At 64.5% G+C, this 24526-nt stretch carries 23 protein-coding genes and 5 tRNA genes; 11 read left to right on the top strand and 17 right to left on the bottom strand.

What is annotated here, in order from left to right; translation table 11 throughout:
* The first annotated feature begins 18 nt into the window (after positions 1-18).
* Positions 19-534, top strand: a complete 516-nt coding sequence (locus IEZ27_RS54580; protein WP_229825018.1) for an integrase core domain-containing protein — start codon at positions 19-21, stop codon at positions 532-534.
* A gap of 267 nt (positions 535-801) precedes the next feature.
* Here IEZ27_RS54580 and IEZ27_RS48140 read toward each other — a convergent pair.
* Positions 802-877, bottom strand: a tRNA-Lys gene (locus IEZ27_RS48140).
* A 49-nt stretch (positions 878-926) separates the two neighbouring features.
* Entirely contained in the window at positions 927-2081 is a 1155-nt protein-coding gene (locus tag IEZ27_RS48135; protein WP_189653373.1) for an acyl-CoA dehydrogenase family protein, read from the bottom strand.
* 91 nt (positions 2082-2172) lie between these two features.
* Here IEZ27_RS48135 and IEZ27_RS48130 point away from each other — a divergent pair, with 91 nt between their 5' ends.
* Positions 2173-2466, top strand: coding sequence for a PspC domain-containing protein (locus IEZ27_RS48130; protein ID WP_189653372.1), 294 nt, complete (start codon positions 2173-2175; stop codon positions 2464-2466).
* Here IEZ27_RS48130 and IEZ27_RS48125 read toward each other — a convergent pair whose 3' ends face one another.
* Entirely contained in the window at positions 2467-3753 is a 1287-nt protein-coding gene (locus IEZ27_RS48125) for an MFS transporter (protein ID WP_229825017.1), read from the bottom strand.
* 109 nt (positions 3754-3862) lie between these two features.
* Entirely contained in the window at positions 3863-4213 is a 351-nt protein-coding gene (locus IEZ27_RS48120; protein WP_379478655.1) for a metallopeptidase family protein, read from the bottom strand.
* Positions 4214-4306: 93 nt separating this feature from the next.
* On the opposite strand from IEZ27_RS48120, the gene IEZ27_RS48115 reads away from it, so the two are divergent.
* The 5 genes from IEZ27_RS48115 to IEZ27_RS48095 all read left to right on the top strand — a co-directional run bounded on the left by IEZ27_RS48115 (position 4307) and on the right by IEZ27_RS48095 (position 6627).
* Complete coding sequence (locus IEZ27_RS48115) at positions 4307-5806, top strand: metallophosphoesterase family protein (protein ID WP_229825016.1); 1500 nt, start codon at positions 4307-4309, stop codon at positions 5804-5806.
* Positions 5807-5879, top strand: a tRNA-Glu gene (locus IEZ27_RS48110). It begins immediately after the preceding gene.
* 101 nt (positions 5880-5980) lie between these two features.
* A tRNA-Asp gene (locus tag IEZ27_RS48105) sits at positions 5981-6055 on the top strand.
* A 5-nt stretch (positions 6056-6060) separates the two neighbouring features.
* Positions 6061-6137: transfer RNA gene (locus IEZ27_RS48100), tRNA-Phe, on the top strand.
* Between the two features lie 271 nt (positions 6138-6408).
* A complete protein-coding gene (locus tag IEZ27_RS48095; RefSeq protein WP_189653369.1) occupies positions 6409-6627 on the top strand; it encodes a hypothetical protein in 219 nt (72 codons plus the stop codon).
* A gap of 49 nt (positions 6628-6676) precedes the next feature.
* Here IEZ27_RS48095 and IEZ27_RS48090 read toward each other — a convergent pair whose 3' ends face one another.
* The 9 genes from IEZ27_RS48090 to IEZ27_RS48050 all read right to left on the bottom strand — a co-directional run bounded on the left by IEZ27_RS48090 (position 6677) and on the right by IEZ27_RS48050 (position 12658).
* On the bottom strand, positions 6677-7948 hold the full coding sequence (locus IEZ27_RS48090; protein ID WP_189653368.1) for a tyrosine-type recombinase/integrase: 1272 nt from the start codon (positions 7946-7948) through the stop codon (positions 6677-6679).
* On the bottom strand, positions 7949-8125 hold the full coding sequence (locus IEZ27_RS48085; protein WP_189653367.1) for an excisionase family DNA-binding protein: 177 nt from the start codon (positions 8123-8125) through the stop codon (positions 7949-7951).
* Complete coding sequence (locus tag IEZ27_RS48080) at positions 8118-9458, bottom strand: replication initiator (RefSeq protein ID WP_189653366.1); 1341 nt, start codon at positions 9456-9458, stop codon at positions 8118-8120. The genes IEZ27_RS48085 and IEZ27_RS48080 overlap by 8 nt, the downstream gene beginning before the upstream one ends.
* A gap of 122 nt (positions 9459-9580) precedes the next feature.
* The gene (locus IEZ27_RS48075) at positions 9581-9739 is read right to left on the bottom strand and encodes a hypothetical protein (RefSeq protein WP_189653365.1); all 159 of its coding nucleotides are present in this window, start codon (positions 9737-9739) and stop codon (positions 9581-9583) included.
* Positions 9736-9903 carry a hypothetical protein gene (locus IEZ27_RS48070; protein ID WP_189653364.1) on the bottom strand — a complete coding sequence of 56 codons (168 nt, stop codon included), beginning with the start codon at positions 9901-9903 and terminating at the stop codon, positions 9736-9738. The genes IEZ27_RS48075 and IEZ27_RS48070 overlap by 4 nt, the downstream gene beginning before the upstream one ends.
* A 2-nt stretch (positions 9904-9905) precedes the next feature.
* On the bottom strand, positions 9906-10247 hold the full coding sequence (locus IEZ27_RS48065) for a hypothetical protein (RefSeq protein WP_189653363.1): 342 nt from the start codon (positions 10245-10247) through the stop codon (positions 9906-9908).
* A gap of 13 nt (positions 10248-10260) precedes the next feature.
* The gene (locus tag IEZ27_RS48060) at positions 10261-10956 is read right to left on the bottom strand and encodes a DUF2637 domain-containing protein (RefSeq protein ID WP_189653362.1); all 696 of its coding nucleotides are present in this window, start codon (positions 10954-10956) and stop codon (positions 10261-10263) included.
* Positions 10957-10962: 6 nt separating this feature from the next.
* Positions 10963-12333 carry an FtsK/SpoIIIE domain-containing protein gene (locus tag IEZ27_RS48055; RefSeq protein WP_189653361.1) on the bottom strand — a complete coding sequence of 457 codons (1371 nt, stop codon included), beginning with the start codon at positions 12331-12333 and terminating at the stop codon, positions 10963-10965.
* Complete coding sequence (locus tag IEZ27_RS48050) at positions 12326-12658, bottom strand: SCO3933 family regulatory protein (protein WP_189653360.1); 333 nt, start codon at positions 12656-12658, stop codon at positions 12326-12328. Before IEZ27_RS48050 ends, IEZ27_RS48055 begins: the two co-directional genes overlap by 8 nt.
* A 144-nt stretch (positions 12659-12802) precedes the next feature.
* Between IEZ27_RS48050 and IEZ27_RS48045 the strand changes: the two genes are divergently transcribed.
* Positions 12803-13183, top strand: a complete 381-nt coding sequence (locus tag IEZ27_RS48045; RefSeq protein ID WP_189653359.1) for a GntR family transcriptional regulator — start codon at positions 12803-12805, stop codon at positions 13181-13183.
* A gap of 191 nt (positions 13184-13374) precedes the next feature.
* Here IEZ27_RS48045 and IEZ27_RS48040 read toward each other — a convergent pair whose 3' ends face one another.
* Positions 13375-14589 (bottom strand): helix-turn-helix domain-containing protein, encoded by a 1215-nt coding sequence (locus IEZ27_RS48040; RefSeq protein ID WP_189653358.1) that lies wholly within the window; start codon positions 14587-14589, stop codon positions 13375-13377.
* Positions 14590-15360: 771 nt separating this feature from the next.
* Here IEZ27_RS48040 and IEZ27_RS48035 point away from each other — a divergent pair.
* Positions 15361-15588, top strand: coding sequence for a GntR family transcriptional regulator (locus tag IEZ27_RS48035; protein ID WP_189653357.1), 228 nt, complete (start codon positions 15361-15363; stop codon positions 15586-15588).
* An 836-nt stretch (positions 15589-16424) separates the two neighbouring features.
* Positions 16425-19472 (top strand): N-6 DNA methylase, encoded by a 3048-nt coding sequence (locus IEZ27_RS48030; RefSeq protein ID WP_189653356.1) that lies wholly within the window; start codon positions 16425-16427, stop codon positions 19470-19472.
* Positions 19473-20725: 1253 nt separating this feature from the next.
* On the opposite strand, the gene IEZ27_RS48025 is transcribed toward IEZ27_RS48030, so the two are convergent.
* The 3 genes from IEZ27_RS48025 to IEZ27_RS48015 form a co-directional block, all read right to left on the bottom strand.
* Positions 20726-21238, bottom strand: coding sequence for a hypothetical protein (locus IEZ27_RS48025; protein ID WP_189653355.1), 513 nt, complete (start codon positions 21236-21238; stop codon positions 20726-20728).
* A gap of 165 nt (positions 21239-21403) precedes the next feature.
* On the bottom strand, positions 21404-21532 hold the full coding sequence (locus IEZ27_RS55195; RefSeq protein WP_268246131.1) for a hypothetical protein: 129 nt from the start codon (positions 21530-21532) through the stop codon (positions 21404-21406).
* A gap of 173 nt (positions 21533-21705) precedes the next feature.
* Positions 21706-22704 carry a hypothetical protein gene (locus tag IEZ27_RS48015; RefSeq protein WP_189653354.1) on the bottom strand — a complete coding sequence of 333 codons (999 nt, stop codon included), beginning with the start codon at positions 22702-22704 and terminating at the stop codon, positions 21706-21708.
* 757 nt (positions 22705-23461) lie between these two features.
* On the opposite strand from IEZ27_RS48015, the gene IEZ27_RS48010 reads away from it, so the two are divergent.
* Positions 23462-23535 (top strand) — tRNA-Phe (locus IEZ27_RS48010).
* The last annotated feature ends 991 nt before the right edge of the window (positions 23536-24526 follow it).

Genomic DNA, 24526 nt, shown 5'->3' with positions numbered 1-24526 from the left:
CGACTTCTCCACGTCGACATGGTGTTCCTCAAGCGCCTGTACGTGTTGTTCGTTATGGAGATCGAAACGCGGCGCGTGCACATTCTCGGCGTCACGGCTCATCCGACCGGTGCCTGGACAGCGCAGCAGGCGTGCAATCTGCTGATGGACGTGGGCGATCGAGCCGACGGGTTCAAGTTCCTGATCCGCGACAGGGACGGGAAAATCGGCGGGCGGTTTGACGATGTGTTCGCCGGTGCGGATGTGCGCACGCTCAAGATTCCGCCGCGCTCGCCACGGGCGAATGCGTTCGCCGAGCGGTTCGTCGGTACGCTCCGACGCGAATGCCTCGATCACCTTCTGGTCCATGGCGAGCGGCATCTGAGACAGATCCTGGCTGAGTATGAGCGCCACTACAACCAGCATCGGCCGCATCAGGCGCTGTCGCTACGGCCACCTATGCATGATCCAGCCGAGGTTGTCGATCTCACGGTTCGAATACAGCGACGACCGGCCGTCAGCGGTCTGATCAACGAGTACGGGCGAGCCGTATAGTCGAGCGAAGCCACAGGTCAGGCGTGTGATGCCGGTATTGGCACCGCACAGGCTGGACCTGTAAGAGGGCGGGCCACGATCCATGCATTGGGAGAGGCCACGAGCCAGGCCAAGCCCGCACGGCAGATCCGTGATTCCGCCCCGCTGTCCGGTCGTCGATGTGCCGGATGAGTGCCGAAGAGCATGTGGCGAGCATGAACTCGGCCGTTCTCGCCTCTCAGGAGAGGGGCGAGGATCGAGATATTGCAGGTCAGACGGGGTGCAGGGTGGTAGGGCGCCCGGGGCTCGAACCCGGAACCTACGGATTAAAAGTCCGCAGCTCTGCCAATTGAGCTAACGCCCCTCGCACGAGCAAGGGTACAGAGATTACCGCCCCGCCCGCGACGCCTCCATCACCGGTAAGCGGACAGCCCCGTCAGGGCCTCTCCCAGCACCAGTGTGTGAATCTCCTGGGTCCCCTCGTACGTCAGCACAGACTCCAGATTGTTCATGTGCCTGATCACAGGGTACTCCAGGGTGATCCCATTTCCCCCCAGGATGGAACGGGCCTGCCGGGCGATGTCCAGGGCGGCGCGTACGTTGGCCAGCTTGCCGAAGCTGATCTGCCGGGGCTCCAGCCGTCCCTCGTCCTTCAGGGCGCCCAGGTGCAGGGCCGTGAGCTGGGACTGGGCGGCGGCGACGTACATCCAGGCCAGTTTCTCCTGGGTGAGCTGGAAGGCGCCGATCGGCTTGTCGAACTGCACGCGGGTCTTCGAGTAGTCCACGGCCGCCTCCAGGCAGGCGCGGGCGGCCCCGACGACCCCCCACAGGATGCCGAAGCGGGCCTCGGACAGGCAGGACAGGGGGCCCTTGAGGCCGGTGACCCCGGGAAGCGCGGCGGAGCCGGGCAGGCGGAGGTCGTCGAAGTACAGGGACGAGGTGACCGATGCCCTAAGGGACAACTTCTTGTGGATCTCAGGGGCGGAGAAGCCGGGCGTGGAGGTGGGGACGACGAAGCCGCGGACGCCCTCGTCCGTCTGCGCCCACACCACGGCGACGTCGGCGATCGAACCGTTGGTGATCCACATCTTGGAGCCGTTCAGGATCCAGTCGGAGCCGTCCTTCTTGGCGTACGTGCGCATGTTGGCGGGGTCCGACCCGTGGTCCGGCTCGGTCAGGCCGAAGCAGCCGATCGCCGTGCCGGCCGCCATGCGCGGGAGCCACTCCTCTTTCTGCTCGTCGGAGCCGTACCGCCAGATGGGGAACATCGCCAGCGAGCCCTGCACGGACACGAACGAGCGCAGGCCCGAGTCGCCCGCCTCCAGCTCGCGGCAGGCCACGCCGTAGGAGGTCGCGTCGGTGCCGGCGCACCCGTACCCCTCCAGGTGCATCCCCAGCAGGCCGAGCGAGCCGAGCTCGGGCGCGAGCTCGCGCGCGGGGAAGACGGCCTCCTCGAACCAGTCGCCCACGTGCGGAAGGACGCGGTCCGAGACGAAGGACCTGACCGTGTCGCGGATCAGCCGCTGGTCGCCGTTCAGGCGGTCGTCGAGGCGCAGCAGATCGTCCATGGCGTGTCCTCTCCTCGCGTAAGGGGTTACCAGGGTTCTACCAGGGGGAATCCTGATGTGCTAACACCGCCCCCAGGGGCAGTCTTGAGACATGAACGAATACAGCGAGCACAACGTCAAGAAGCTTCGTCGCACCAACAAGGGCCGGATGATCGCGGGCGTCTGCTCGGGCATCGGTGAGTACGTCGGCATCGACCCGAACCTGATCAGGGTCGGGCTCGCCATCGCCACCCTGTTCGGCGGGGCCGGCGTCGGCCTGTACGCGATCGGCTGGCTCCTGCTGCCGGACGAGGAGCGGGACACCTCGATCGTCCAGGACCTGATCAGCAAGCAGCAGCAGCGGAACGCCACCGACTGGACCGGCGAGCACAAGCCGCAGCAGTGATCAGGCCGGCGCCTGGGCGGGCAGCTCCTGGGCACTACGGTCGTCCCGGGACTCGGTCCACATGAGGGCGAGCACGGCCGCGGCGATCACTCCGGTGCCGCCGGAGATCGCGACCACCAGCTCAGGACCGAGTCTCTCCGCTGCGAACCCGCCGACCAGGATCGCGATCCCCTGGACGGCCATCAACCCCGACTGCACCAACCCGAACGCCTGGCCGCGCCGCTCGGCCGGCACATTCTGGACGAAAGCCGCGTTCGCCGCGAGCTGGTACGCCCCGCCGATCCCCGACAGAACCCACGCGGCCAGCACGACCGCGAGCGGCGGACGCAACGCCGTCACCATCAGGGGCGCGCAGCTCAGCACGGCCAGCCACCCCATGAGACGCAGCCGCCGCGCCGGCGTCACGAACCTGCTGAACACGAACGCGCCCACCACGGTCCCCGTCGGCATGGCGGCCATCAGCAATCCGGTGATCACGGGCACGGACAACGACCCCGTGGCGAGCTCGGCGGCGTAGGGCGCGGCGATTCCCTCGGGAAGGATGTAGAAGCCGCACAACCACGCGAACAGGACAAGCGTCCGTAGCCTGCGCGACCCGAAGACGAGTTTGGCTCCCGCCCTGGTCATCGTCCACATGGAGGGCTTCTCGCCGTCGTGGCCGGGCGCCGGTCGCGGGCGTACGCCGGAGGCCAGGATCAGGGCCGAGGCGAGAAACGTGGCCGCGTCGAGGGCGAGCGCCCGGTAGGGGCCCAAGGTGGCGATCATCGCGCCGCCCGCCGCGAAACCAAGCATCTGTACGCCCTGGTTCGTCATGTTCTGCAACGCGGAGCCGACGACGTACCGGTCGCCTTCGAGCACCTCGGGCAACAACGCCGCCCGCGCCGCGCTGAACGGCGCACTGAGCAGCACCACGAAGAAGACCAGCACACACAGCGCCCAGAACGGCATCGAGGGCAACGCCATCACGCCCACCAGAACCGCGCGGACGACGTCGCAGATCATCATGACGCCGCGGCGCGCGAACCGGTCGGCCAGTCCGGCCAGCAGCGGCCCGCCGACGATCGACGGGAGGTAGGTCAGCGCGTAGACGGCCGCGGTGGCCAGCGCCGATCCGGTGCGGGAGTAGACGAGGACCGCGAGCGCGACCTGGGCGAGCTGGTCACCGAGGAGTGAAAGGCCCTGTGCGTACCAAAGGGCGCGGAACTCCCGGATGACGATGACTTCGCCGTAGGTGGCCTGATTTGTCTCGGCACGGCGATGCCGTCCCGGCGGCCTTCCGTCCTGCATGGCCTCCATTGGACTCCGCTGTGCCTGACTCACCGTGTTCGCTATGTGACCTAAGGTGCCCGATCATGAGGCAAGGCGCAACCCAAAGAAGTCAACGAGCAGCAAAGCGTTACCAGCCCAGTTCGTGAAGTCTGTCGTCACTTATCCCGAAATGGTGGCCCACCTCGTGGACGACCGTGATGCGTACCTCGCGAATGACGTCCTCTTCGGTCTTGCATATCTGGCATATGGGATTGCGGTAGATCTCGATCCGGTCGGGCAGGACACCTGAGTACCAGTCGCCGCGTTCCGTGAGGGGGATCCCGGTGTACAGGCCGAGCAGGTGGGGCTCCGGCGGATCATCGACGACCGTGACGACGACGTTGCTCATGACGCGGGTGAGCTGGGCGGGGATCGTGTCCAAAGCCTCGGCCACGAGTTCCTCGAACTTCTCCCGCGTAACCTCGATCACACGTGCCATTCTGCCCTGCCAGTCAGGTATGCAAGAAACCGTATGAACTTCGTTGACAGGTCGAAAGCAGTCATTCGGTCACGAACGGCCAGGGGTGCGGTGGTGCTCCTGGTCGCCGCCGCGGGCGCCTGGCTGGGCATCTTCCTGAGCGGCACCGTGCACGCCCAGGTGGGCCCGGTCGAGACGGGCATGTCGCTCAGACCCGCCTGGCGCGGCGAGACCGTCGTGGACGCCAGCCCCCTCGGCACCCTCACCTTCCGGACCCACGACGCCCCGCTCAGGCTCCGCATCACCCTGGAGAACATCGACCAGGAGCGCGCCAAGGCGCTGATCGAGGACCCCAAGCTGGCCGACCGTCTGCCGGGCCTCATCGAGAGCGACCTCCTGGACGGCGTGCGGGCCCTGGCGATCCGCAGCGTGCTCTGCGCGGGCGCGGGGGCGCTCATAGCCGTCCTGATGGTCTACAGGCGCCCCAGGACGGCTCTGGTGGGCCTCCTGGCGGCCTCCGTGGCGCTCGCGGGCACCGGGGCGCTCGCCGCGCTCACCTTCCGTCCGAGCTCGCTCGTGGAGCCGCGCTACTCCGGGCTCGTCGCCGCCGCGCCGTCGTTGGTGGGCAGCGCGGAGTCGATCGTGACGAAGTTCGAGTCGTACCGGTCGCAGCTCACCAAGCTCGTCACGAACGTCTCGAAGCTGTACGACACCGTCTCGACCCTCCCGCTGTACGACGCCGACCCCAATTCCATCCGGGTCCTGCACGTGTCGGACATCCACATCAACCCCATCGCCTGGAACGTCATCCGCTCGCTCAAGGACCAGTTCGCCGTCGACATGATCATCGACACCGGCGACATCTCGGACCACGGGACCAAACCGGAGAACAAGTTCGTCGACGAGATCAGCCGCCTCGGTGTGCCGTACGTGTACGTACGCGGCAATCACGACTCCATGATCACGCAGAGGGCGGTCGAGCGGCAGAAGAACGGCGTGGTCCTGGACGACACCGTGGAAACAGTCGCCGGCCTGCGCATCTACGGCCTGGGCGACCCCCGGTTCACCCCGGACAAGTCGGTGGCAGTCGATTCGGACCCGGCCGTGCTCAAGCGGTTCGCCCGCTCGCACCTTGCCAAGGTGAACAAGGCGGACGTGGTGGCCGTCCACGACCCCGACGTCGGCCGCGGCTTCAGCGGGGCCGCGCCCATGATCCTGGCAGGTCACACCCATGATCGTTCGACGACCATGCTGCCGTCCGGATCGCGCATGCTCGTCCAGGGCTCGACCGGCGGCGCCGGCCTGCGCGCGCTCGAACACGCCCAGCCCACACCCGTACAGGCCTCCGTCCTGTACTTCGACCGGGACACCAGGCGCCTGCGTGCCTGGGACGACATCACCCTGGGCGGTCTGGGCGAGCAGTCCGTGTACATCCAGCGTCACGTGGAGGCCGACCCACAACGTATGATTTCTCCAGAGCCAACGAGCGCCCCGTCACCAACGGGACCGGTCACTGGCACTGCGTCGCCAACCGCCGGTTCGCCGCTTTGGCATCAGGGGCAATCGTCCCCTATGCTTCAGAGGTCTCCGACGGAAGGCGACAGGGAATCCTGAGCCCCCATCGTCTAGCGGCCTAGGACACCGCCCTTTCAAGGCGGCGGCACGGGTTCGAATCCCGTTGGGGGCACTTGCGAGTGTTTGGCGCACCGCGAACCGGCTGGTCGAAAGGCCACCGGAGAGCTGGTAAGCTAAACAAGCGCAAACAGAAAGAACAGCAAGAAAACGCAAGGTCCTGTAGAGCAGTTTGGAGTGCTCGCCACCCTGTCAAGGTGGAGGTCGCGGGTTCAAGTCCCGTCAGGACCGCTCTGGGTCAGGTAGCTCAGTTGGTACGAGCGTCCGCCTGAAAAGCGGAAGGTCGGCAGTTCGACCCTGCCCCTGACCACCAGCTTTGAACAGCAGAGAAGCCCCGAGGCGATTATCGCTCCGGGGCATTTTTGTTGCTCTGACGACAGCGCTGACGACAGTTCGCCTGATTAAGAGGTGGTGAAGCGTTGGGGTGGTTACGACGCCAGCAGCCGAGGATGTCGGCCCGGACAGCAGTCCGGTATCTCATGACCCGAGCATTCATCGAGATACGTGCCACTACGCACATCGTCAAACGAGAGCTGCAGTGCGAGGATCTTGAGAGTGCACAGGCTCGGATTGATCGCATACGCATGATCGCTAACATCTGCCACAACCTTCCGGCCGACTTCCGGCCAGGCAGCGAGCGAGAGCGGGAGCAGCGAGCGATGGAGAGCCTGAAATGGCATCTGCGGGAGCTTGAACCTGATGATCGCTCCGCCCTATGGGTGCAGACGGAACTGGACGATTTCGGCTACGACTACCGGCCTCTTCTGCCGCAACACGTCAGGGACCGGCTCACACAACAGTGAACGCCCGGGCAGCTCTGCCCAGGCGTTCTTTGGTTTGTGCACAAGGGACCTATTGCAGGGCGTCACCGAGCTTGCCGAGAGCCTTGCGTTTCTCGTCCAGGGAAGCGTGAGCGTAGATCGTCATCGTGACTTCGATGTCGGAGTGACCGACGATGTCTCGGACGATGTGAGGCGGTACGCCCACGTCGAGCAAGAGACTCACGCAGGTATGCCGGAGGTCGTGGAGACGGACCGGTCCGAGTCCCGCTGTCTTCCGGATCTCGCTCCAGCTGCGCCGTAGGTTGTCCGGCTCCATGGGAGTGCCGCGACGCGACGGGAAGACAAGCCCGTGATCGTGCCAGTCTGGATAACGGTCGGACCGTTCGATGAACTGCCGTCTACGGTGCTCCTTGAGGGCCTCGATGCAGACCAGGGGGAGTGGGACCGTCCGTGCTGAGCCCTCCGTCTTGGGCTGTACGAACTGGAGACGGCCGCCGACCCGCTGGAGTGTCTGAATTATTTCCAAAGTGCCTTTCTCCAAGTCGACGTCCTGCCAGCGGAGCCCGAGAAGCTCGCCACGCCGTAGACCCAGGCAGACAGCCAAGACATAGAGCGCGCCGAGGCGCTGATCCTTGGACGCTTTGATGATCGCTTTCCCTTGGGCCACCGTCAGACCGCGGTTGACCTTGTACTTGGGCGGCGAGAGCTTGATGAGCTTCGCGACGTTGCGTGTGATGATCTCTTCCCGGACGGCGTTCTCCAGGGCGTTCCTGAGAACGGCGTGGATGAACTGGACCATCCGAGGTTCGATCTTGTAGGCACAACACTCGCCACCCTTCTTGGCGCAGCACTCGGACGGCTTCCGAGCCTTGTCCCATCCCCGCTGGCAGCACTGGCAGCCGGACCGAAGCGATGTCACGAACTGGCGGACATCGGCGGCGTTGAGCTTGTCGAGGCGTTTCTTGCCCATGCCGGGGACGAGGTAGCGGCGGACGACGCCCTCGTACCCCTGCATGGTCTTGGGGCGGCGCTCGACCTTGACGACATGTTCGAGCCAGTACGTCAGGTAGTCCGCCACTGTCCAGCTCTCGGCTGCGACAGGGATGCCCTGGTCGGCCTGCCGCTTGAGCTCTATGAACTTTGCGTGGCACTCTTCGCGTGTCTTGCCATACACGCTGACTCGTTTGATCGTCCCAGCGGTGGTGGGGACGAAGACCTTGGCCTCATAACGACCGTCCTTACGCGGCACGATCGTGCCTTCGCCATTTGAGCGACGGCGCGGCTTCCGCTGCTTGCGGCTGCGGGGCTCTTCCTCGGGGATGCCGAGCCTTGTCACGGTCATTCAGGCCACCTCCACCAGGGTCTTAATGCACTCGGTCAGGGCGTCGGCCTCGATGAGGCGGCGGCGGCCGACTTTGAAGCTTCGGAGTTGGTTGGAGCGGATGAGGGTGTAGAGGGTCCACCGGCTGACGCGGAGCCGCTTGGCGGCCTCGTCGACGGTGAGCACGAGGTCATTCATGCGTGATCTCCGATCGAGCAGGGCTTGGAAGGCGTGTGTCAGTGATGGCGGCGGCGAGGAGTTGTTCTCCGAGGGAGAGTCCTTGTCCGGCGTACTCCCAGTGGGCGACGACGAGGACGGTGTCCTGGTCGAAGAGCGGGAGGCGTCCGGCGGTGATCTCTTCTGTGCGTATGTGTTCTTCGCGGGCGGCGCGGAGTTCGCTGAGGGTGGTGGAGTAGTGGCGGCTCTTGGTGGAGAAGTGGCCGCGGAAGCCGAGCATGTGGGCCCAGTGGGTGAGCCGCAGGTCGGCCAGGTCCTCGTCGCTGCCCAGCCGCATGCAGGCGGCGATCAGCCGGCGGGCGTGGTCGCGCACGGGGAGGGCGTCGAGATTGTCGAGTGGCTGGATACGGCGGTCCAGAGTGCCGACGCACTCGGCGGCCTTGGTGGCGTACTTGGCGATGTAGGCGGCGACGGCCTGTTCGGTGAGGTCGCCGTTCATGGTGATGTGGCGGACGTCGAGCTGGGTGCCCCAGCGGAACGTGCGGCTCAGTGGCTTGATCTCGGCAGTTACGGCGGCCGTCGCGTGCTGGACGGCCTCGGCCAGGGCGTCGGCGGTGGCCCAGACCGGTGGAAGTGCGTTAGGACCGTCGGGCCCGTCGAGGCGGATGACGGCGTGGAAGTGGGCGACGCCGCGGCGTTGGTATTCGGCGACTTTGGCGAAGGCGATGGTGACTTGTTGGCGTAGGGCTTTGATGGTCAGGCCGTTGAGGCGGGCGAAGCGGCGGCGTAGGGCGAGGGTGAAGCGGCGCCAGAGCTCAGGGCTGATGGCGTTGAACAGGACGGAGCCGTCGTAGTCGTAGCAGTCGGGGCACAGCGGTTCGCCGAGCCGCGGGTCGTCGGCGCTGTGGCGGTCGGTGCAGGACATGAGCTGTCCGTGCGGGCAGGTCTGGGCATTGCGGCGGGCGTGACAGGGCTGGACCTTGCCGTTCTTCTCCCGGCGGGTGTGGACCGTCCCGAAGGAGGGTGCGGTGAGGGTGATGAACAGGCACGGGTGCGAGCTGACGGTTTCGGGGACGCCTTTGCCGCCGATGAGGCCGGCGCGGACGAGTTGGTAGGTGTCGGCGCGGTAGACCTCGGCGCAGGCCGGGCAGCGGGAGGCGCGGCGGGTCTTGCATGGGAGGCGCAGGACGCCGTTCGGCTCGCGGTTGGTGCTGTAGCGGTGGAGCAGCTGGCCGGTGGCCTGGTCGTAGTGCTCGACCTTGCCACGCAAGTGGATGGGCTGTCGGCAGCCGCCGGTGCGCTTGATCTGGTGCGCCCAGCGGTCGTAGTCGGGTTGGTGGAGCCGGTCGATCATCCCGGCTATGGCGTGTGAGTGGTGCAAGATGGATCCGTCCTGTCCGGATGCGTTCTGGAGTGGGATGGCCCCTCACCTGGCGCGGAACTTGGCGGTTGTGTGGCCAGGTGAGGGGATCTCGGCTATGCGCCGTGGTTGTCTATGCCGCTGCCGTCGCAGTCGCGGCAGGTGTTGCTGTCGCCGTCGAGGCCCCTTCCGTTGCAGGTGCAGCAGCGGCCGTAGGCGAGCGGGACGGCGGCGAGGATGTCGGGCCAGTCGGTCCAGGGTTCTTCGGTCGTCATGGGCGGAGGTCCTTGCGCGGGGTGATGGTGACGTAGAGGCGGTAGTTCCGCGGCCGGCTCCTGTTGGGGAAGGCCCGCGACATGCTGGTGACGGTGAAGATCTGGCGAAGGTGGATCATGCCGAGAGTGAGTTCGGCGCGGTTGCCTTCGAGGCGGATTCGCATGGTCAGGGCTCCTGGGTGGTGTCGATCTGGATGCAGCCGCGGTAGCTGTCATCGGCGGCGTGGCGGGCGCGGGCGGCGGCGAGGATGGCGATGAACTCGTAGCGGACCGGTCCGAAGCCGATGCCGGTCATGTAGTGGTCATGGGGCAGGTGGTGGGGGTCGATCTCCGTGCCGATCAGGGCGGCGACCTTGTCGACCTCGGTGCGCATGTCGTCGTCGGAGCCGTTGTCGGGGAAGGCGCGGAGGGTGACGGGGGCTATTGAGGTCGGGATCTGAGGGTGTGCCTTGAGGAAGCCCGCCATGGAGATGAGTCCGGCGATGAGGGCGTCTCGGTCGTTGTTCATGGTGGTGCGCCTTTCAGGTGGTTTCTGGGACGGTGCGCAGGGTGTGGAGCAGGTCGGAGGCGAGTTGCTCGGACACGCCGAGGCGGGCGCGGAGAACGTCGCGGGTGATGGGCTTGCCGTGTCGGGTGTGGTGTTCGTCGGCGACGCGGCGGGCGTAGTCGACGAGTGCCGGGGACGGTCCGGGGTGTTCGTCCTGGCGGTCCTGGGCGGGGACGAGGGCGGGACGGTCTGCGGGCGGGACAGCTACGGGTGCATCAGGACGCGGAGGGGACGCGGGGACGTTTTTCGGGGACGTCCTGAAGACGTCTGGGGACGAGTCGGGACGCGGGCCGGACGTCCGGCGTTCGAGCATGGAGACGGCGACGAGGAAGGCGGCGGCGGGGGTGGCGGCGGTGATCCAGCCCCAGGCGGTCGGGTCGGCTTGTTGGAGGTTGGCGGCCAGGGACAGGACGATGCCTCCGGTCAGGACGAGGACGGGCCAGGAGATCAGGCCGCGTCGTACGCGGGCGGTCTTCTTGTCGCGTTGCCGCTCGCGGGCGGCCATGACGCAGGTGAGGTCGATGCAGACGGCGATCGCCCAGGCCATCCAGCCGGACTGTCCGTGGTCGCTGGCGGTGTCGCGGATGTGGGTGAAGGACCCGGCTCCGGCGATGAGGGCCAGGACGAGGACGGGGCCGGTGTCGAGCAGCCAGTGGGCGAGGCGTCGCATCGGAGTTCAGGCCTCTCGTGGGTCAGGGATGGAGTTGAGGAACTCGGCGAGGTCGGTGTCGCTCACCTGGGCGGCGTGGCCGGCGACGACGTCGGCCCAGACGGGTGAGCGGTCGGCGTAGGTCGAGGCGGCGAGTTCGGCGGCTTGTTCGCTGACGTAGTAGGAGCGGGCGCGGTACCACTGGCCGTCTTGAGAGGCGACGATGGCGACCCCTGGTGTCTCGGCGGGGATGGCACGAGCCGAGGCGAGTGCGGCGGGGTCGAGGTCACCGAGCGTCATGGCGGCGGTCTCGGGATCGTTGACGCGGTGGCAGATGCGGCCGGAGCACTGAGCGCGCAGTGCGGTGACGCCGGGCCCGAGATCGGAGCCGATGCGCTGGCCACAGCAGAACAGGTAAATGCCGAACGCCCTGCCGAGCTGAGCCACCCGAAGCAGTGCCGTCGAGGTCTTGGCGATCTCGTCCTTCTCCGACTTGTCGGCCATCAGGTACAGCTCGGCCAGCTCGTCGACCAGGACCACGACGGGCACAGGCCGCTGATCATCCGGGAGTTGCCAGATGTTGCGGGCGCCGGCCTCCCGGCACTGGGCCATGCGGCCGGTCATCAGGCCGACGAGGTCATCCAGCAGTGCGACGCATTCACCTCGTGTGGTGCCCAGCGCCGACAGACGTGGGCTGTACGGGGTGAACTCCACGCCGCCCTTGAGGTCGAAGCCCACCAGGGCGACCGGTTGTGGAGCCAGCCCTTGGACCAGGGCGTTGGCGAGGTTGGACTTGCCGGACTGGGTAGCTCCGGCGTTGAGCCAGTGCGGGACGGTTCTGAAGTCAATGGTCCAGGGGCCGCCGGTCTCCAGACGTCCCACGGTGACCTTGAGCAGTTCGGGCGAGGTCGGCAGGGTCTCGACCCGGACGAGTGGGTCGCGGACGGTGGCGGACAGGACGACCCGTCCCGGACGAGGAGACGAGACGCGGATCGCGTGCACGCCCCACGAGTGGGCGAGCCGTTCGGCGACGTCGGCGTAGTCGGCGGGGATCTGTCCTTCCAGGGTGTGCAGGGTGACGCGCCAGCCGTAGCGGGTGGGCTTGGGCAGCCACATGAACGGCTTGGTGTCCACGGCGATGCGCTGCCACTTGCGCCGGACGCGGACGACGCCGGTCGAGGCGACCAGGCCGGGGACGGTGGTGAACCAGAAGCGCTGCCGCTTCTTGGTCAGGTGACAGCCGAGGGCGACCTTGCGCCAGGTGGCCCGTACGCTGATCGCGACCAGCGGGAAGGCGGCCACGAGCCAGAACGACGGGTAGTGCCAGCGGCGCCAAGCCCAGAGCCCGGCCACCGCAGCGGCCAGGACTCCGAGCACGAGGAGCGTGGTGTCAGACACGGAGCGGCTCCGTGTCTGCTGGTAGGAGAGCGGCGGCGCGGTAGGAAATGCCCCACCGGCCCGCGATCTCCCAGACGTAGCCGACCATGCCGGACGGGTTGACCTGCTGACCGGCGGCGATCGGGGGTTCCCCCGAAGTGCCGATCTTGACGAGTTCGATCCGGCCGAACTCGTCTTCCACCGAGACGGTGATCTCGTAGACGGTGTTGCCGTTCTTGTCGGTCTTGATCTCGCCGGTGTCCTTGTTGACCAGGCGCGGCTTCGGTGCCTTCACACAGGTGATGACGAGCTTGGAGGTGTCGACAGGGATCGGGATGGTGCGCATGAGAGCTGGTCTCCTTCAGAGTGACTGTGCTAGTTACAAAGATACCTAGGTATCTAGCTCTGTAAACCGAGATAGCTAAATCGCTTCGAGATTCCTTACAGGTTGCCCAGAGACCTAGGCATCTAGAACCGCTAAAGTTGAGTCATGGCAACCACTGACCGGCGCCGGCCGTACCTGCGGATTGCCGAGGACATTCGGCGCGATATCGCCTCAGGCCGGTATGCAGTGGGAGAGCAGCTCCCCGTAGCGCGTGAGCTGTCCGAGAAGTACGGCGTGGCCATGATGACCATCGGCAACGCCCTGGCCGTACTCCGCGACGAAGGGCTCATCGAGACCCGCCAGGGGGCGGGCAGCTTCGTCACCCGCACCCCTGACGACATCGAGGCCGTCCCCGCCCCTGGCGAGCACAGCGAAGAGTTCCGCATCATCTCCGAGCAGTTGCGCGAGATCCGTCAGCACATGAACAAGCTGACGGTCAGGCTGGACGAGCTGGACGCTCGGACTCGCTCTGATCAAGCCGAGTAGAGACCCTGGTCGCACGCCGTTGGAGTTCGGTCAGGTCGACCGCGATCTCCGCCAGCTCGCGAAGCAGGATCTGTCGTTCAGTCTCGCTAAGACCCACGTATCACCCCATCGTGTAGGCAGAACGCCGAAGCGTCCCCGGGTTACCTGCTGGGTGAGGAGCCATTGCGCGGATAGCCCTCCGTTCGTCGTGCTCAGAGCAGCCGCATCACCTTGGCGAGGTTGAGAATCTCGCGCTGACGATGCAGCTTGCCGCTGTCTCGCAGGTCGCGCACGATGTTGCGGACCAACGGACGGTTCCGGACGTGCTGAGGCGCGATCCGGTCGGCACGGAGCAGAGCGTCTGCGGCTTCGTTGTCCTTTCTGTTCATGTGGTAGCCCGCCGCGGTGCAGGTCCAGTAGTGAGCCTGACGTTCGGACGAGGCGATCTCGGCGATCTCGACGTGTTCGGCCCGCGAGATGACCTCACGAGGCCGGCCCAGCTCCATGCTGACCTCGACGGCGTGAATGGTGGTGTTGACCCGGTTGAACTGCGTCTGGAACGCGTTGCCGTCCCGCGGCAGGACCTCGGCGACGCGGCGGGCCTCGCCCAGGTGGCTCTCCGCCTCTCGCTGGTCCCACAGCCGGGAGTACGCTACGGCGGCCCGCAGATGCAGGGCACCCCACATCGCCTTGATCGTGTCGTCTCCGCTCACGTACGGTTCGATCTGGTCCAACGCCGACAGAGCCGCGTCCTTGGCCGGGTTGAGCTGCGCTTCGTGCAGCCACACCCCGCACAGGTCCCAGCTCGCCGCCGCAATCAGATCGGGCGAGCCCACGCGCTGTGCGGCCACGAGTTCGCGCTGTACCGCCGTCCAGCCGAGATCATGGTGACCCAGCAGGTTCGACGACACCCGCGCCATGTGGCAGGCCCGCAGCATCAGCGCCTCGGCCCGGTCGCGATCGGCCGAGGAGCTGTTGATGATGGCGATCAGGTCGGCGAGGATCCTGGGCAGCACCTCACCGAGGGCGGTGAACTTGGCGTCCTGGCGCAGATGCTCGGCCAGGCGGACGTTCGCCTCCAGCTCCTGCAACGTCCGCGGCTCCCCGCGCGCTGGCAGCCCGATCCCGCTGGGCAACGACGCCTGCTGAAGCGCGAGCCGAAGTCCCGGCACGGCCGCGTGCCCGGAGTCGAGCTCCGTCGTCTCGTGCTGGTACGGCTGGCCCGTCAGCTCGCCGACCTCCACCCCGAGCGCCTCGGCGAGCTGCCCGACGACGCTCATCCGGTCCAGCGGCATCCGTCCGTTCTCCACTTTCGACAGCCAGGAGACAGATCGGCCGACCTTCTCGGCGAGGGTTGCCTGATCCCAGCCCTTGCGGTGACGAGCCCGCGCGATCCGCTGGCCCTGCGTCACGTACTCTGTTGCCACGTCGCCGCCCCTCCTTCTCGTCGTCGCCTGCTTCGACGATAAGACGGGTGACCTGCGTCACTGGCAGCAAAACTGCCAGTCGGAGGGCATGCGAAACCGCAGGTCGGCCTTCGACCTGCGGAAACGCTCGTCACTGATCGGTTTTAGAAAGTGACGCTACGTGTGCATGGCTCGCCGGATCTGCGCGTCGTTACCTCGCTTCCCCGCGCATGAGTTGTCGCCACAACGTCATGGCATCGGCGACCCGCATGCGCGGGCTCTCCACGATGTTCGGGGAGGGGGCGGACCGGTCGTAGCGCCGGATGAAACTCTGCCCGCCGGCCATGCAATGCTCGAAGACGGGCGACTGGCATTCGCATGTGTAGTTCAGGACCCGAGTGCGATCGGGGCGTTGCTCGGCTGGGAGCCACCTCACCGACACCGCATGAGGTCGAGGTGAGGCAGGGTGCGCACCGTGAAGGTCTCCGACTTCTGTCACTGGGCTCACCGTCCTTCGTAACGCGCGATCGCCGTCGCAGTGCCGACAGTGCTCGCGGATGTCCCGATCGATGAACAGGCGTTGGTGAGCGGGAAGCCGTCTCCAGCCGCACAGCGCATCCTCGCGGAACGGCAGACCGAAGCGTCCGAACGGAGCCCCACCCGGAGGGGCTCCGAACAGCCGCTCACCATCGCCATGACCGCAACCTATCCCAGCCTGTCTTAACCTGTCTATAGCATTCCTAGCAATGCCTGTTCTATGCCGTTAGGTGCAGGGATACCTAGAGTCGTCCCGTGATCGAATGGGACCCGCGGCTCTACAAGTGGGAGCAGATAGCCAACGTCGTGGCCGAGCGCATCGGCGACGGCACCTACCCGCCCCTCACCCTCATCTCCGAGGTGAAGCTGCAGGAGGAGTTCGGCGTCGCACGAGTGACCATCCGCAAGGCGATGGAAGCACTCAGGGAACGAGAGCTGATCACCACAAAGCCAGGCAAGGGCTCAATCGTGTCCCCACACTAGTCATGCCTGGCCCCTGAACAGCCGTACCTCGGACGGCACTTGGGGGGATCAACTGGCTATGACAACCCAACGGCGTCAAGCATCAACCGGAGCTGTTCTGAGGCGAGAAGTCGACGAAACCGCAGTTCAGATGGGTTGCCTCACAGCCGGATGAGAACTTTCTCTACGGTTTCAAGGCCAGCCCGCCTGCGGCGGTCTGGCACGCGTAGGGCGGTCGCCGGCCGCGCTGCGGCTCTTCGGCCGGTCGCGGCCAGCACCGCCCACGCGCTATCAGCGCCATGGCGAGCAACTAGAACCGAAGGCATGTTGAGGCGGCGGCCGGACGACAATTGCCCAAACAGCAGGTCGCTGAGGGCATGCAGTCCCAAAGCCATTGCTGGGTTGCACTCATAGGAGATCAGGCGGCGGCGCGGCGCGCCGCCGTACCCCCGGCCCTCCGCCCGCCCGCCGTCCGGGCGTGCGGCCTGGGGGCCGGTCCCGGACGGCGGCGGGACACCGGGCCGGGCACCGCACGCCGCCCCCGCCGTACCAACCGAACGCACCGGCCGGGGTTGCCGCGCCGCCGCACAGATGCAGCCCTACGATCGCCACTGCATGGCTGGTCGCCGTATGTGCTTGGGGGCGATCGACGATCCAGGGTTCGTTCCTCACCCTGGCTCACCGAACAGCGTGGCGTCGAGTCTGCGTGGCATGAGGTCTGTGCTGTCGCGCCTGTGAAGCCCGGCACGTTTACCGCCGGGGTGATCTTTTCGCCAAAGGTGTGAAACTAACGGCTCGGATCAAGCGATACATCAGTGACCGGCCCCGTGCACGACCTGACTTGTGAATAGGTGCAGATGCCCGCGACGTCCGACCTTGAGCGTGAAGACCTTCAGGACCTGCTACGGCGTCTCGCTGACCGCAAACGGGTCCGCAGCGAGGCAACCATTCAGGCCGACGTGCGCCAGATCCTTCTGACCGGAGGGTTAGACCTCGCCGAGCATGATCTGGAAGTTCATCTCGAAGCGCAGGTGGGGAACCGGCGCAGGATCGACATCGAGGTCGGATACACCGTCATCGAGGTCAAGAAGAGCCTCACGAGTGAAGCCGTTGTCCGCGATGCCGAGATCCAACTCGGCGACTACATCGCCATGCGCATGCGTGAGACCGGGCAGCAGTATGTAGGGATCCTGACTGACGGGGCGGAGTGGCGTGCTTACCGGCTTCACAACGATGTCCTGAAGGAGGTGACAACGCACGTCCTGAAAACCGGACGTCCGGATCTGGGCGCGTTGCTTTCCTGGCTGGAGGGCGTTCTCGCTACGCGGCAGAACGTGCCACCGACGCCATTCGAAATCCGGAACCGCCTTGGTGCCGACAGCGCCTCCTACATGCTGGACCGTGCCAGTCTGCACCTCCTGTACGAAGAGCATGAGCAGCTCCCGACCGTCCAGCTCAAGCGCCAGCTCTGGTCGCAGCTGCTCGGGAGCGCTCTAGGCACGCAGTTCACCGACGACACTGACCTGTTTCTGGAGCACACGCTCTTGGTCAACAGTGCCGAAATCATCGCGCACCTGGTGTTGGGCTTTGACGTCGCTAGTCTCCAACCAGCCAGCTTGCTGAGCGGGGAGCATTTCAAACGCGCCCGTATTTCAGGTGTCGTGGAACAGGATTTCTTCGACTGGGTTCTGGAAGTCCCCGGTGGAGACTCGTTCGTCCGCTCGCTTGCCCGACGGCTCGCGCGATTCGACTGGCGGCAGGTGAACCACGATGTGCTTAAGGTCCTCTACGAGTCGATCATCGGGACGGAGACACGGGTCAGCCTGGGCGAGTACTACACCCCCGACTGGCTCGCCGAGCGAATCGTCTCCGAGGCGGTCACGAACCCTCTTGGCCAGCGTGTCCTAGACCCCTCATGTGGGTCTGGGACGTTCTTGTTCCACGCCGTCCGGCGTTATCTGACCACAGCTGAACAGCATGGCCTTTCGCTCGCAGATGCCCTCGAAGGCCTGACACGCCATGTGTATGGGCTCGACCTTCACCCCGTTGCTGTCGCTCTTGCCAGGGTCACTTATGTGCTCGCAATCGGTCCTGAGCGGCTAACGGGTAACCGTCGCGGTATTCACGTCCCGGTCTACTTGGGCGACAGCATGCAGTGGCGGCAGGAGAACGTTGACCTGTTCACGGGCGATAATCTGGTCATTTCGACAACCGGCGACCAGCTTTTCGGTAACGAGTTGAACTTCCCGGAGGGGCTTCTCGACGACGTTGGTCGTTTTGACACCATGATTTTGGAACTCACAGCGCTGGCAGGTTCCCCGCGGGCAACAGGTACGGTTCCGTCACTGGTCTCGCTCTTCAATCGGATGGCGATCGAACCCCAGTACCAGGATGCGATCAAAGACAGCTTCCGTCACCTGTGCCACCTCCACGACATCGGCCGGAACCACATCTGGAGCTATTACGTTCGCAACCTTGCCCGCCCGATGTGGCTCAGCAGGCCGAAGAATCGGGTGGACGTGATGGTAGGCAATCCGCCCTGGCTGGCTTACCGGCGAATGCCTAAGAAGCTGCAGGAGAGATTCCGAGAACTCTGCGAGGTTCGAGGGCTATGGCACGGCCGGGAGGTTGCCACTCACCAGGACCTATCCGGCCTATTCGTGGCGCGTACCGTGCAGCAGTTCTTGAGCACCGATGGGAAGTTCGCCTTTGTGCTGCCGAATGCCGCATTGGACCGCGGCTACTTTGGGGGCTTCCGTTCCGGGCACTACGCGGATCCGTCCGAAGTCACCACCGTTGAGTTCACAGGCTCCTGGGACCTGCGCCGCCTGCGCCCGCACTTCTTCCCCCGCGGTGGGTCTGTTGTGTTCGGACGACGAACCGGGATGGAGGATGGCGCAACGCCATTACCGGCGTCAACCATCCGATGGACCGGAAGACTCCCTAAGGGGAGCGATACTTGGGATGGCGTGGCCCAAGCTTTAACCCTGGAGTCGGCCACTCTCGCGCGGTACACCAATGATCTCTTGGAGTCCCCATATAAACCGCGTTTCCTTGAAGGGGCGACAATAACTCCGAGGGTCGTTTTCATGATTATCGAGCAGCCCGCTGGACCGCTGGGGCTGCCGGCAGGACGTGCTGATGTGGTCTCGGAGCGCAGCAGCACGGAGAAGGAGCCGTGGAAATTCATGCCCGCCTTTGAAAGGGTGGTGGAGAGCGAGTTCGTCTGGCCTGCCTTATTAGGGGAGAGCATTCTCCCCTATCGGGTACTACCTCCTCGAAAAGCAGTGATCCCGCTGGTGGGCGATGAACTACTGGATGGAGATAACCCCCGGATCGACATGTACCCGGATCTTGCTTCTTGGTGGCGGAAAGCCGAGAAGATCTGGCATGACCACCGTTCCAGTGAGCGCCTCACCCTGACGGAGCGGCTGAATTTCCGCAAAGGCCTTACTGGGCAATTCCCTGCTGCGCCACTTCGCGTGGTCTACGCGAAGTCAGGCATGCATATCTCGGCCGCGTTGGTCGATGACCCCACAGCGGTCATCGACCATACTTTGTATTGGGGAACGGTCGCCAGTCGATCGGAGGGTTATTTTCTATGCGCTATTCTGAACAGTCCTGAGCTGACGGATCTTGTTCGCCCCCTGATGTCATACGGCAAGGACGAGCGGCACATCGACAAGCACGTGTGGAAGCTACCCATCCCTCTCTACGACCCAAGCAACGAGGTCCACGCACGCCTCGCCACCCTGGGTGGGCTAGGAGCCGGATTCGTGGCCGCTCTTGACCTCGACGAGAGCAAGAATTTCGTGAGCCTACGGCAGGACGTCCGGAAGGTGCTGGCGCAGGGACCCTATGCAAGTGAGGTTGACGAGCTGGTGGTTGGGCTCTTGGACCAGTAAGGCGAGGGAAGGGCGCCGGCGTGAGGCATTCAGCCTCTGCGGCCGGGCGGAGGGGCGAGGCATGTCCCGAGGACTTCACGAAGTCCCTCGAGGAATATGGCGGGGCATCTACTCCTAGAGGCCGCCGGGTGTGGACGAGTCGGGTTGCAGTTCGCCGCCGTATCAGCCTGCTCCAGGAAGACTGGCCGACGGGCGTTGATCCAGGTGGGACCGTCCTGAACGATGGCCCCCCGAACTGGTAATGCGGTTTGGGAGGGGCAACCAGCTCTGTGCCCGTTGTGCCCATCAGGGGGTCACCAAGGAGAAACCACGGAGGCTCCTTGGAAGGACTGTAGGGCCGTTGACAGCGAAGCAGTAGATCCAAGCAGCACGCTTGCAATCATCCAACTGGCTACGATGGCCGGCGATGGTCGGTTGACCAAAGCCCATTTTCTTTTAGTAGTCGCTTCGCAGCGTGTTGAGTGGCTTGGGAACCTCGATGTCCGAGGGCGATCTCCCGGATAGGCTCGGCGAAAAGCTCAATCTCATCAGCCACTATCCATGCCAGAGTTCGTGAGAGCCAGTAGTCCGACCACGCGGTCAGGCCGCGCTGAACGACCGCCTGCAGAGCCTCGGTCAGGTTCGGATCATTGGGGCCAAGGAGTTGTCTGGCCTCGCTCTCTACCTCATCCCGTGATCTTTCCAACAGCGGAAAGAGCCATATCCTCGATCTCTCGAAGGGAGTATCTGTTCCCGCGTTAGGTGACTCGACAGTCCACGCTCCGTCAACAACTACCAACCACGGACCGTCCGGCTTGACCGCGAGAACCCTACGCACCGACGTACTGGCCATGTCCCCCAGCGTGGCACGCCATGGGAAGCAAGATCCGGAGTATGCGCGGAATGATCAACCTTGAGGGCGTCGCACCCGGTGACGAATAAGCAGGTCAACCCTCCTGTGCGGGACGACAACGGCGATCTACTTCTAATCCGACGGTCGCAAGTTCGAATCCTGCAGGGCGCGCTTTTTCGGACCAGCTCAAACACCGTCTGAGCTGGTCCTTTGCATGGCTGCGGTGCCCAACCCACATGCAGCTGTAGGCCGCCGAGAGCCCCCTGTCTGTCGGTGGTCACGGGATATGCGCAGGATGAAAGGGGCCACGTTTCCCCAGGTCGAGGCCAAGTTTCGAGACGTGTGCGGGATGAGCCTCTGGCGCACGACGAAGGCTCCCGGAGTGATCTCAGACTCTTGGCCGGCAAGGTACTCCCATGCTCTACGGTTCCTGATCAGCCTTCGCGTTGCGCCACCCTTTTGCGGCATCGGCGATCTTGCGTGCCTGTTGTCGGAGCTCGTCGTCAGTCGGCGGAGTTCCACGCAGGGCTTCCCAGTCGTCGATGAGGAGGATCAGTTCCCAGATCTCCTTGGGGGTGGTCCATCTATCTCTGAGTTTAAGGATCAAGAAGTCGGCGCCCTTGCCGATGGGGAGTGTGCCCTCCGCTATGCCCTGCGCCACATCGTGAGCGACTGCCCACGGCTCGCGCTGGAGATCGATGGACGGGAAGCCACTTTCCGCGAGTACCTGGCGAACCAGCGGCTCAACCTCCTTCATGGGCCCGATGGACAACACGTGGCCCGCGAGCTCCCAGACAGCAGGCGTATCCAGACCAGCTTCGATGAGCTCACAGGCCAGCCATCCGGCGTCCGTCACGCTCCCCAGGAGCCGTCCCCAAAGGAGATCACCTCTGAGATCGGCCAGACGATCTTTGAGCTCCGCTGGGAGATCCATCGGGCCAGCATCCCTCGATCGATCATTCACGCGGCCACCGCACCCTGTATCCGCTGGTTGGGCACCTCGCGGTGCCCGTCGATGCACTTGATGTAGGCCCGGAGCATGATGTCTACCCCGTGGGGCTCATTCGGCCGCTTCAGGTGCGTGGACGCCGGCATTCAGCTACAGAGAGACGGCCGCGTGCCGCAGGTCGTATGGTCTGCCCGCCAGGGGAGAGGCGACCTGGTCGGGGGTGAGCGCGTAGGTTCGGGCCTCTTTCCAGATCTTGGCGTAGGCCGAGACTGAGATCACGCCGTCTGTCCTGGTCCAGAAGAGCCGTCCGTCCTTGGCCGTGCCGTGTGCATCGACGCGCGTCCGGAGGATGGCCACCAGTTCGGGTGGGATCGGTACGGGCCGTGTGCGCCTACCTCTGTGGCAAGGTCCCCCTCGACAATCGCGCGCCCCTCAGCTCCGCCGTATCGGCGTCAACGAAGCTTTTCGTCCGGCTCAGATGGGAGCTTGGCTAGAAGTCGATTTAATTTGGCTGTGTCGAGCTCCGAATCGGTCAGCTTCATACCATGTTCGGAGATCTTCTCCATAAAATGATCCATAAAGATTCCGGCTATGGACTGGATATCTATGCCGTTGGTGATCGTTGGAATGGCGTCTGAAATTTTATCGCGATCGGTTCCGGTATAGAATTGATGACCGCCACCCGATGTGGGCTGCCGCATATCTTGTCGGCGGCGCCAGACGACGATGCATCGTGGGCCAACCGTGGCAGGGACAGCCTGGTGGGTTTCGTAGCTAATCTTCGCCAGTCGATCGGCAATTAAGTAATCCGAGATCTTGCCGTGGTCATGTGCGTTAAGGAGCCCCAACAGATCACGCCTCCATCGCACGTCCTGTCTGGCGATCTTGTTGAGGTGTCCGGCGCCCGTGCCGCCGGCAGCAAGACGGAGACATGGTGATCCTGGTCTGTCTATGTGCTGATGGCTTGTATATCGGTGATATGTTTTTCGATTTTCGATTACAGTGTCAATGCTGTAGAGCCTGGCTCCTACGCCTCGAATAAAGGCAGGGGAAATGATGGAGTGTGATCTACTAGCCCCTTTGGGGAAGCCAATCAAATGCCTGGGCAGCTCCCTATTTGCCGCAGATGAGAGAACGCCAAGGGCTTGCTCGAAGGTTAACCCTCCGCGCCCGCGCAGGACACCTTTCATCCATTCGGACGGTTGCGTACCTTGAGAGGTGGCGCCTAACCCCGCGTAGGCGAGCAGGCCAACCCCGTCAGTGGTCTCAAGGTTTAGGATCTTCACGGCATCGTCAATGGGCGGTATGTTCGCGCCGTATGACAGTCGCCGGTCGGCCACAAGCCACATGGTGTATCTACTGTGCAAGCTGAACACTAGAGTCACCAGGGCATAATCGCATAGGGCGATGTGCCGTACACGCGTTTTCTGATTGTCTTCGATCGTCGTCAAGTTTCGGGAGGTGATCATTAAGATCGTTGTCTCGCTGGCGTAGTCAACCAGCCCTTGTCCTCGTCGCCGAGGTTCCCGCCACCGTACCCATTGCCGTCCTTACGATCGCCCTGCTGTGGCTGGTCCGCGAGCTGTAAATCTGTCGGCTACATGGTCACGCACGCGAACCTTCCCCTTGGGTTGTCGTACGCCGCCGCTACAGTCCGGTCGTGGATGACGGTCTTAGGAACGGCCTCATCTGGTAGTCCACGCACCGCGCCACCGTTGGACTGGATGCATGACGGCGTCGTGGTCGAGTCTGGCCCGTACGCCCAGCGATGGGCGCAGGGACGAGACACCCGTGAGATCCAACAGAAAGGCGTGAGCCTTGCATGGGTGCCGGCGACGGAGACTGAGCAAGCATGAGGGCTGAGGTCCAATCTTGCTAACGGAGCTGCTAACAACAGTCCTGGACGATCACGGATGTTGGTGGACAGTGCCCAACAGCGAGGTCGCCTTGAGCAGGCATCGTCGCCTCACCTGGACGGCCCTGGACGGCCCTGGACGATCGTGTTCTCACTCGTAATGAAGTGTTGAGTCAAGGCCGTGACGATCGCCGACTTCGGTTCTCACCATGGGGGTTGGGGCGATCGGCTGTCGCGGCCCTCCTCCGTCGGGCCTTGCCACCGGGCGGCGTGGCTGACGACAGCGCTGACGACAACGTGCTGCACCATCAGCACTCTTCGACCGACGTCAATCACCTCTGATCCTGGAGGGAGTATCCTCCAGCTCGGGTGGTTGGTCCGCCTGAAAAGCGGAAGGTCGGCAGTTCGACCCTGCCCCTGACCACCAGCTTTGAACAGCAGAGAAGCCCCGAAGCGATTACCGCTCCGGGGCATTTTTGTGTCTGTGACAGCAACGCTGCCAGCAACGTCGCCGCCTCCGCTGATCCAGTCCATGGCAGGCTGATTCTCGTGTGGTTACTTCCTTGGCCTGTGGCAGAAGATCCGGATCACGGAACGGTGTTACCCAAGGCGCTTCGGGCTGTTCGCGCCGTCGACACCGCCACCGTGATCGAGTTGTTGCGTGAGACCTCAGGCTCTACCAAGCCGCAGGCCTTCGAGCTTCTGGCTGCTCACCTTGCTCCGGGAGGAACCCACTATGTGATTCCTTGGCCACGTAGGTCGTGGGATGTGCCCGCTGAGGGCTGCATCTCTGCGGCCATGGTGCTGAGGATGAACGACGGTGTGCTCATCAAGAGCGGGCTTCACAGGCCTGTCCCCGTACGACGTTTCCAGCAGCTGCCCAAGACGCTGGCGCGGTGGGAGGAGTATCGGACAGCGCGACTGGGCACGGGTCGCGAACTCGGCCAGGTCGCCCACGGGGTGCCAGACATTGGAAGGCCCACAAACGTCTCAGTGCCGAGTCGTATGCCTCAACGGTCAGCCCTGAGTGTGCCAACTGTGCGGCCCAGTACCCTCGCCCGGCACCGAGTCCCACGATCGGGCATCAGCGCAGAAGCCCGCCATCCATTCGATGCTCTGTGGGGCAGGAATCGCGTACGCGTAGGACGCCTGCAAGAGGATCTACGCGAAGGCGAGCCGCGCGCTGCCCTTTGGGTGGCCACCGTTCACCACCCGGCGGCCCTCGTGTGAACGGCCGGTTCAACGATGTCCCAGTAGGGGTTCGAGCTTACGGTGTCGCCACCAGTCATGAAGTGAACGAACCGCAGGTCGAACTGAGCTTCCCCCTGTTCTCCGGACACTTGGCCTGAGGTCACCCTTGATCATCAGGAAGGATGTCCTTCGTGCCCGCACCTCACCCTCCCGAGTTCCGGCGTCGC

Source organism: Nonomuraea spiralis (assembly GCF_014648435.1).
Taxonomy (GTDB): domain Bacteria; phylum Actinomycetota; class Actinomycetes; order Streptosporangiales; family Streptosporangiaceae; genus Nonomuraea; species Nonomuraea spiralis.
This window is presented reverse-complemented; position numbering and strand designations above follow the sequence as displayed.

Coding starts and splice junctions, on each gene's coding strand:
- IEZ27_RS48095 (WP_189653369.1), top strand. CDS start 6,409: ATGATCGCTAACATCTGCCACAACCTTCCGGCCGACTTCCGGCCAGGC.
- IEZ27_RS48045 (WP_189653359.1), top strand. CDS start 12,803: ATGGCAACCACTGACCGGCGCCGGCCGTACCTGCGGATTGCCGAGGAC.
- IEZ27_RS48085 (WP_189653367.1), bottom strand. CDS start 8,125: ATGAATGACCTCGTGCTCACCGTCGACGAGGCCGCCAAGCGGCTCCGC.
- IEZ27_RS48080 (WP_189653366.1), bottom strand. CDS start 9,458: ATGATCGACCGGCTCCACCAACCCGACTACGACCGCTGGGCGCACCAG.
- IEZ27_RS48130 (WP_189653372.1), top strand. CDS start 2,173: ATGAACGAATACAGCGAGCACAACGTCAAGAAGCTTCGTCGCACCAAC.
- IEZ27_RS54580 (WP_229825018.1), top strand. CDS start 19: ATGGTGTTCCTCAAGCGCCTGTACGTGTTGTTCGTTATGGAGATCGAA.
- IEZ27_RS48030 (WP_189653356.1), top strand. CDS start 16,425: ATGCCCGCGACGTCCGACCTTGAGCGTGAAGACCTTCAGGACCTGCTA.
- IEZ27_RS48065 (WP_189653363.1), bottom strand. CDS start 10,247: ATGAACAACGACCGAGACGCCCTCATCGCCGGACTCATCTCCATGGCG.
- IEZ27_RS48125 (WP_229825017.1), bottom strand. CDS start 3,753: ATGCAGGACGGAAGGCCGCCGGGACGGCATCGCCGTGCCGAGACAAAT.
- IEZ27_RS48050 (WP_189653360.1), bottom strand. CDS start 12,658: ATGCGCACCATCCCGATCCCTGTCGACACCTCCAAGCTCGTCATCACC.
- IEZ27_RS48135 (WP_189653373.1), bottom strand. CDS start 2,081: ATGGACGATCTGCTGCGCCTCGACGACCGCCTGAACGGCGACCAGCGG.
- IEZ27_RS48075 (WP_189653365.1), bottom strand. CDS start 9,739: ATGACGACCGAAGAACCCTGGACCGACTGGCCCGACATCCTCGCCGCC.
- IEZ27_RS48120 (WP_379478655.1), bottom strand. CDS start 4,213: ATGGCACGTGTGATCGAGGTTACGCGGGAGAAGTTCGAGGAACTCGTG.
- IEZ27_RS48090 (WP_189653368.1), bottom strand. CDS start 7,948: ATGACCGTGACAAGGCTCGGCATCCCCGAGGAAGAGCCCCGCAGCCGC.
- IEZ27_RS48070 (WP_189653364.1), bottom strand. CDS start 9,903: ATGCGAATCCGCCTCGAAGGCAACCGCGCCGAACTCACTCTCGGCATG.
- IEZ27_RS48060 (WP_189653362.1), bottom strand. CDS start 10,956: ATGCGACGCCTCGCCCACTGGCTGCTCGACACCGGCCCCGTCCTCGTC.
- IEZ27_RS48025 (WP_189653355.1), bottom strand. CDS start 21,238: ATGGATCTCCCAGCGGAGCTCAAAGATCGTCTGGCCGATCTCAGAGGT.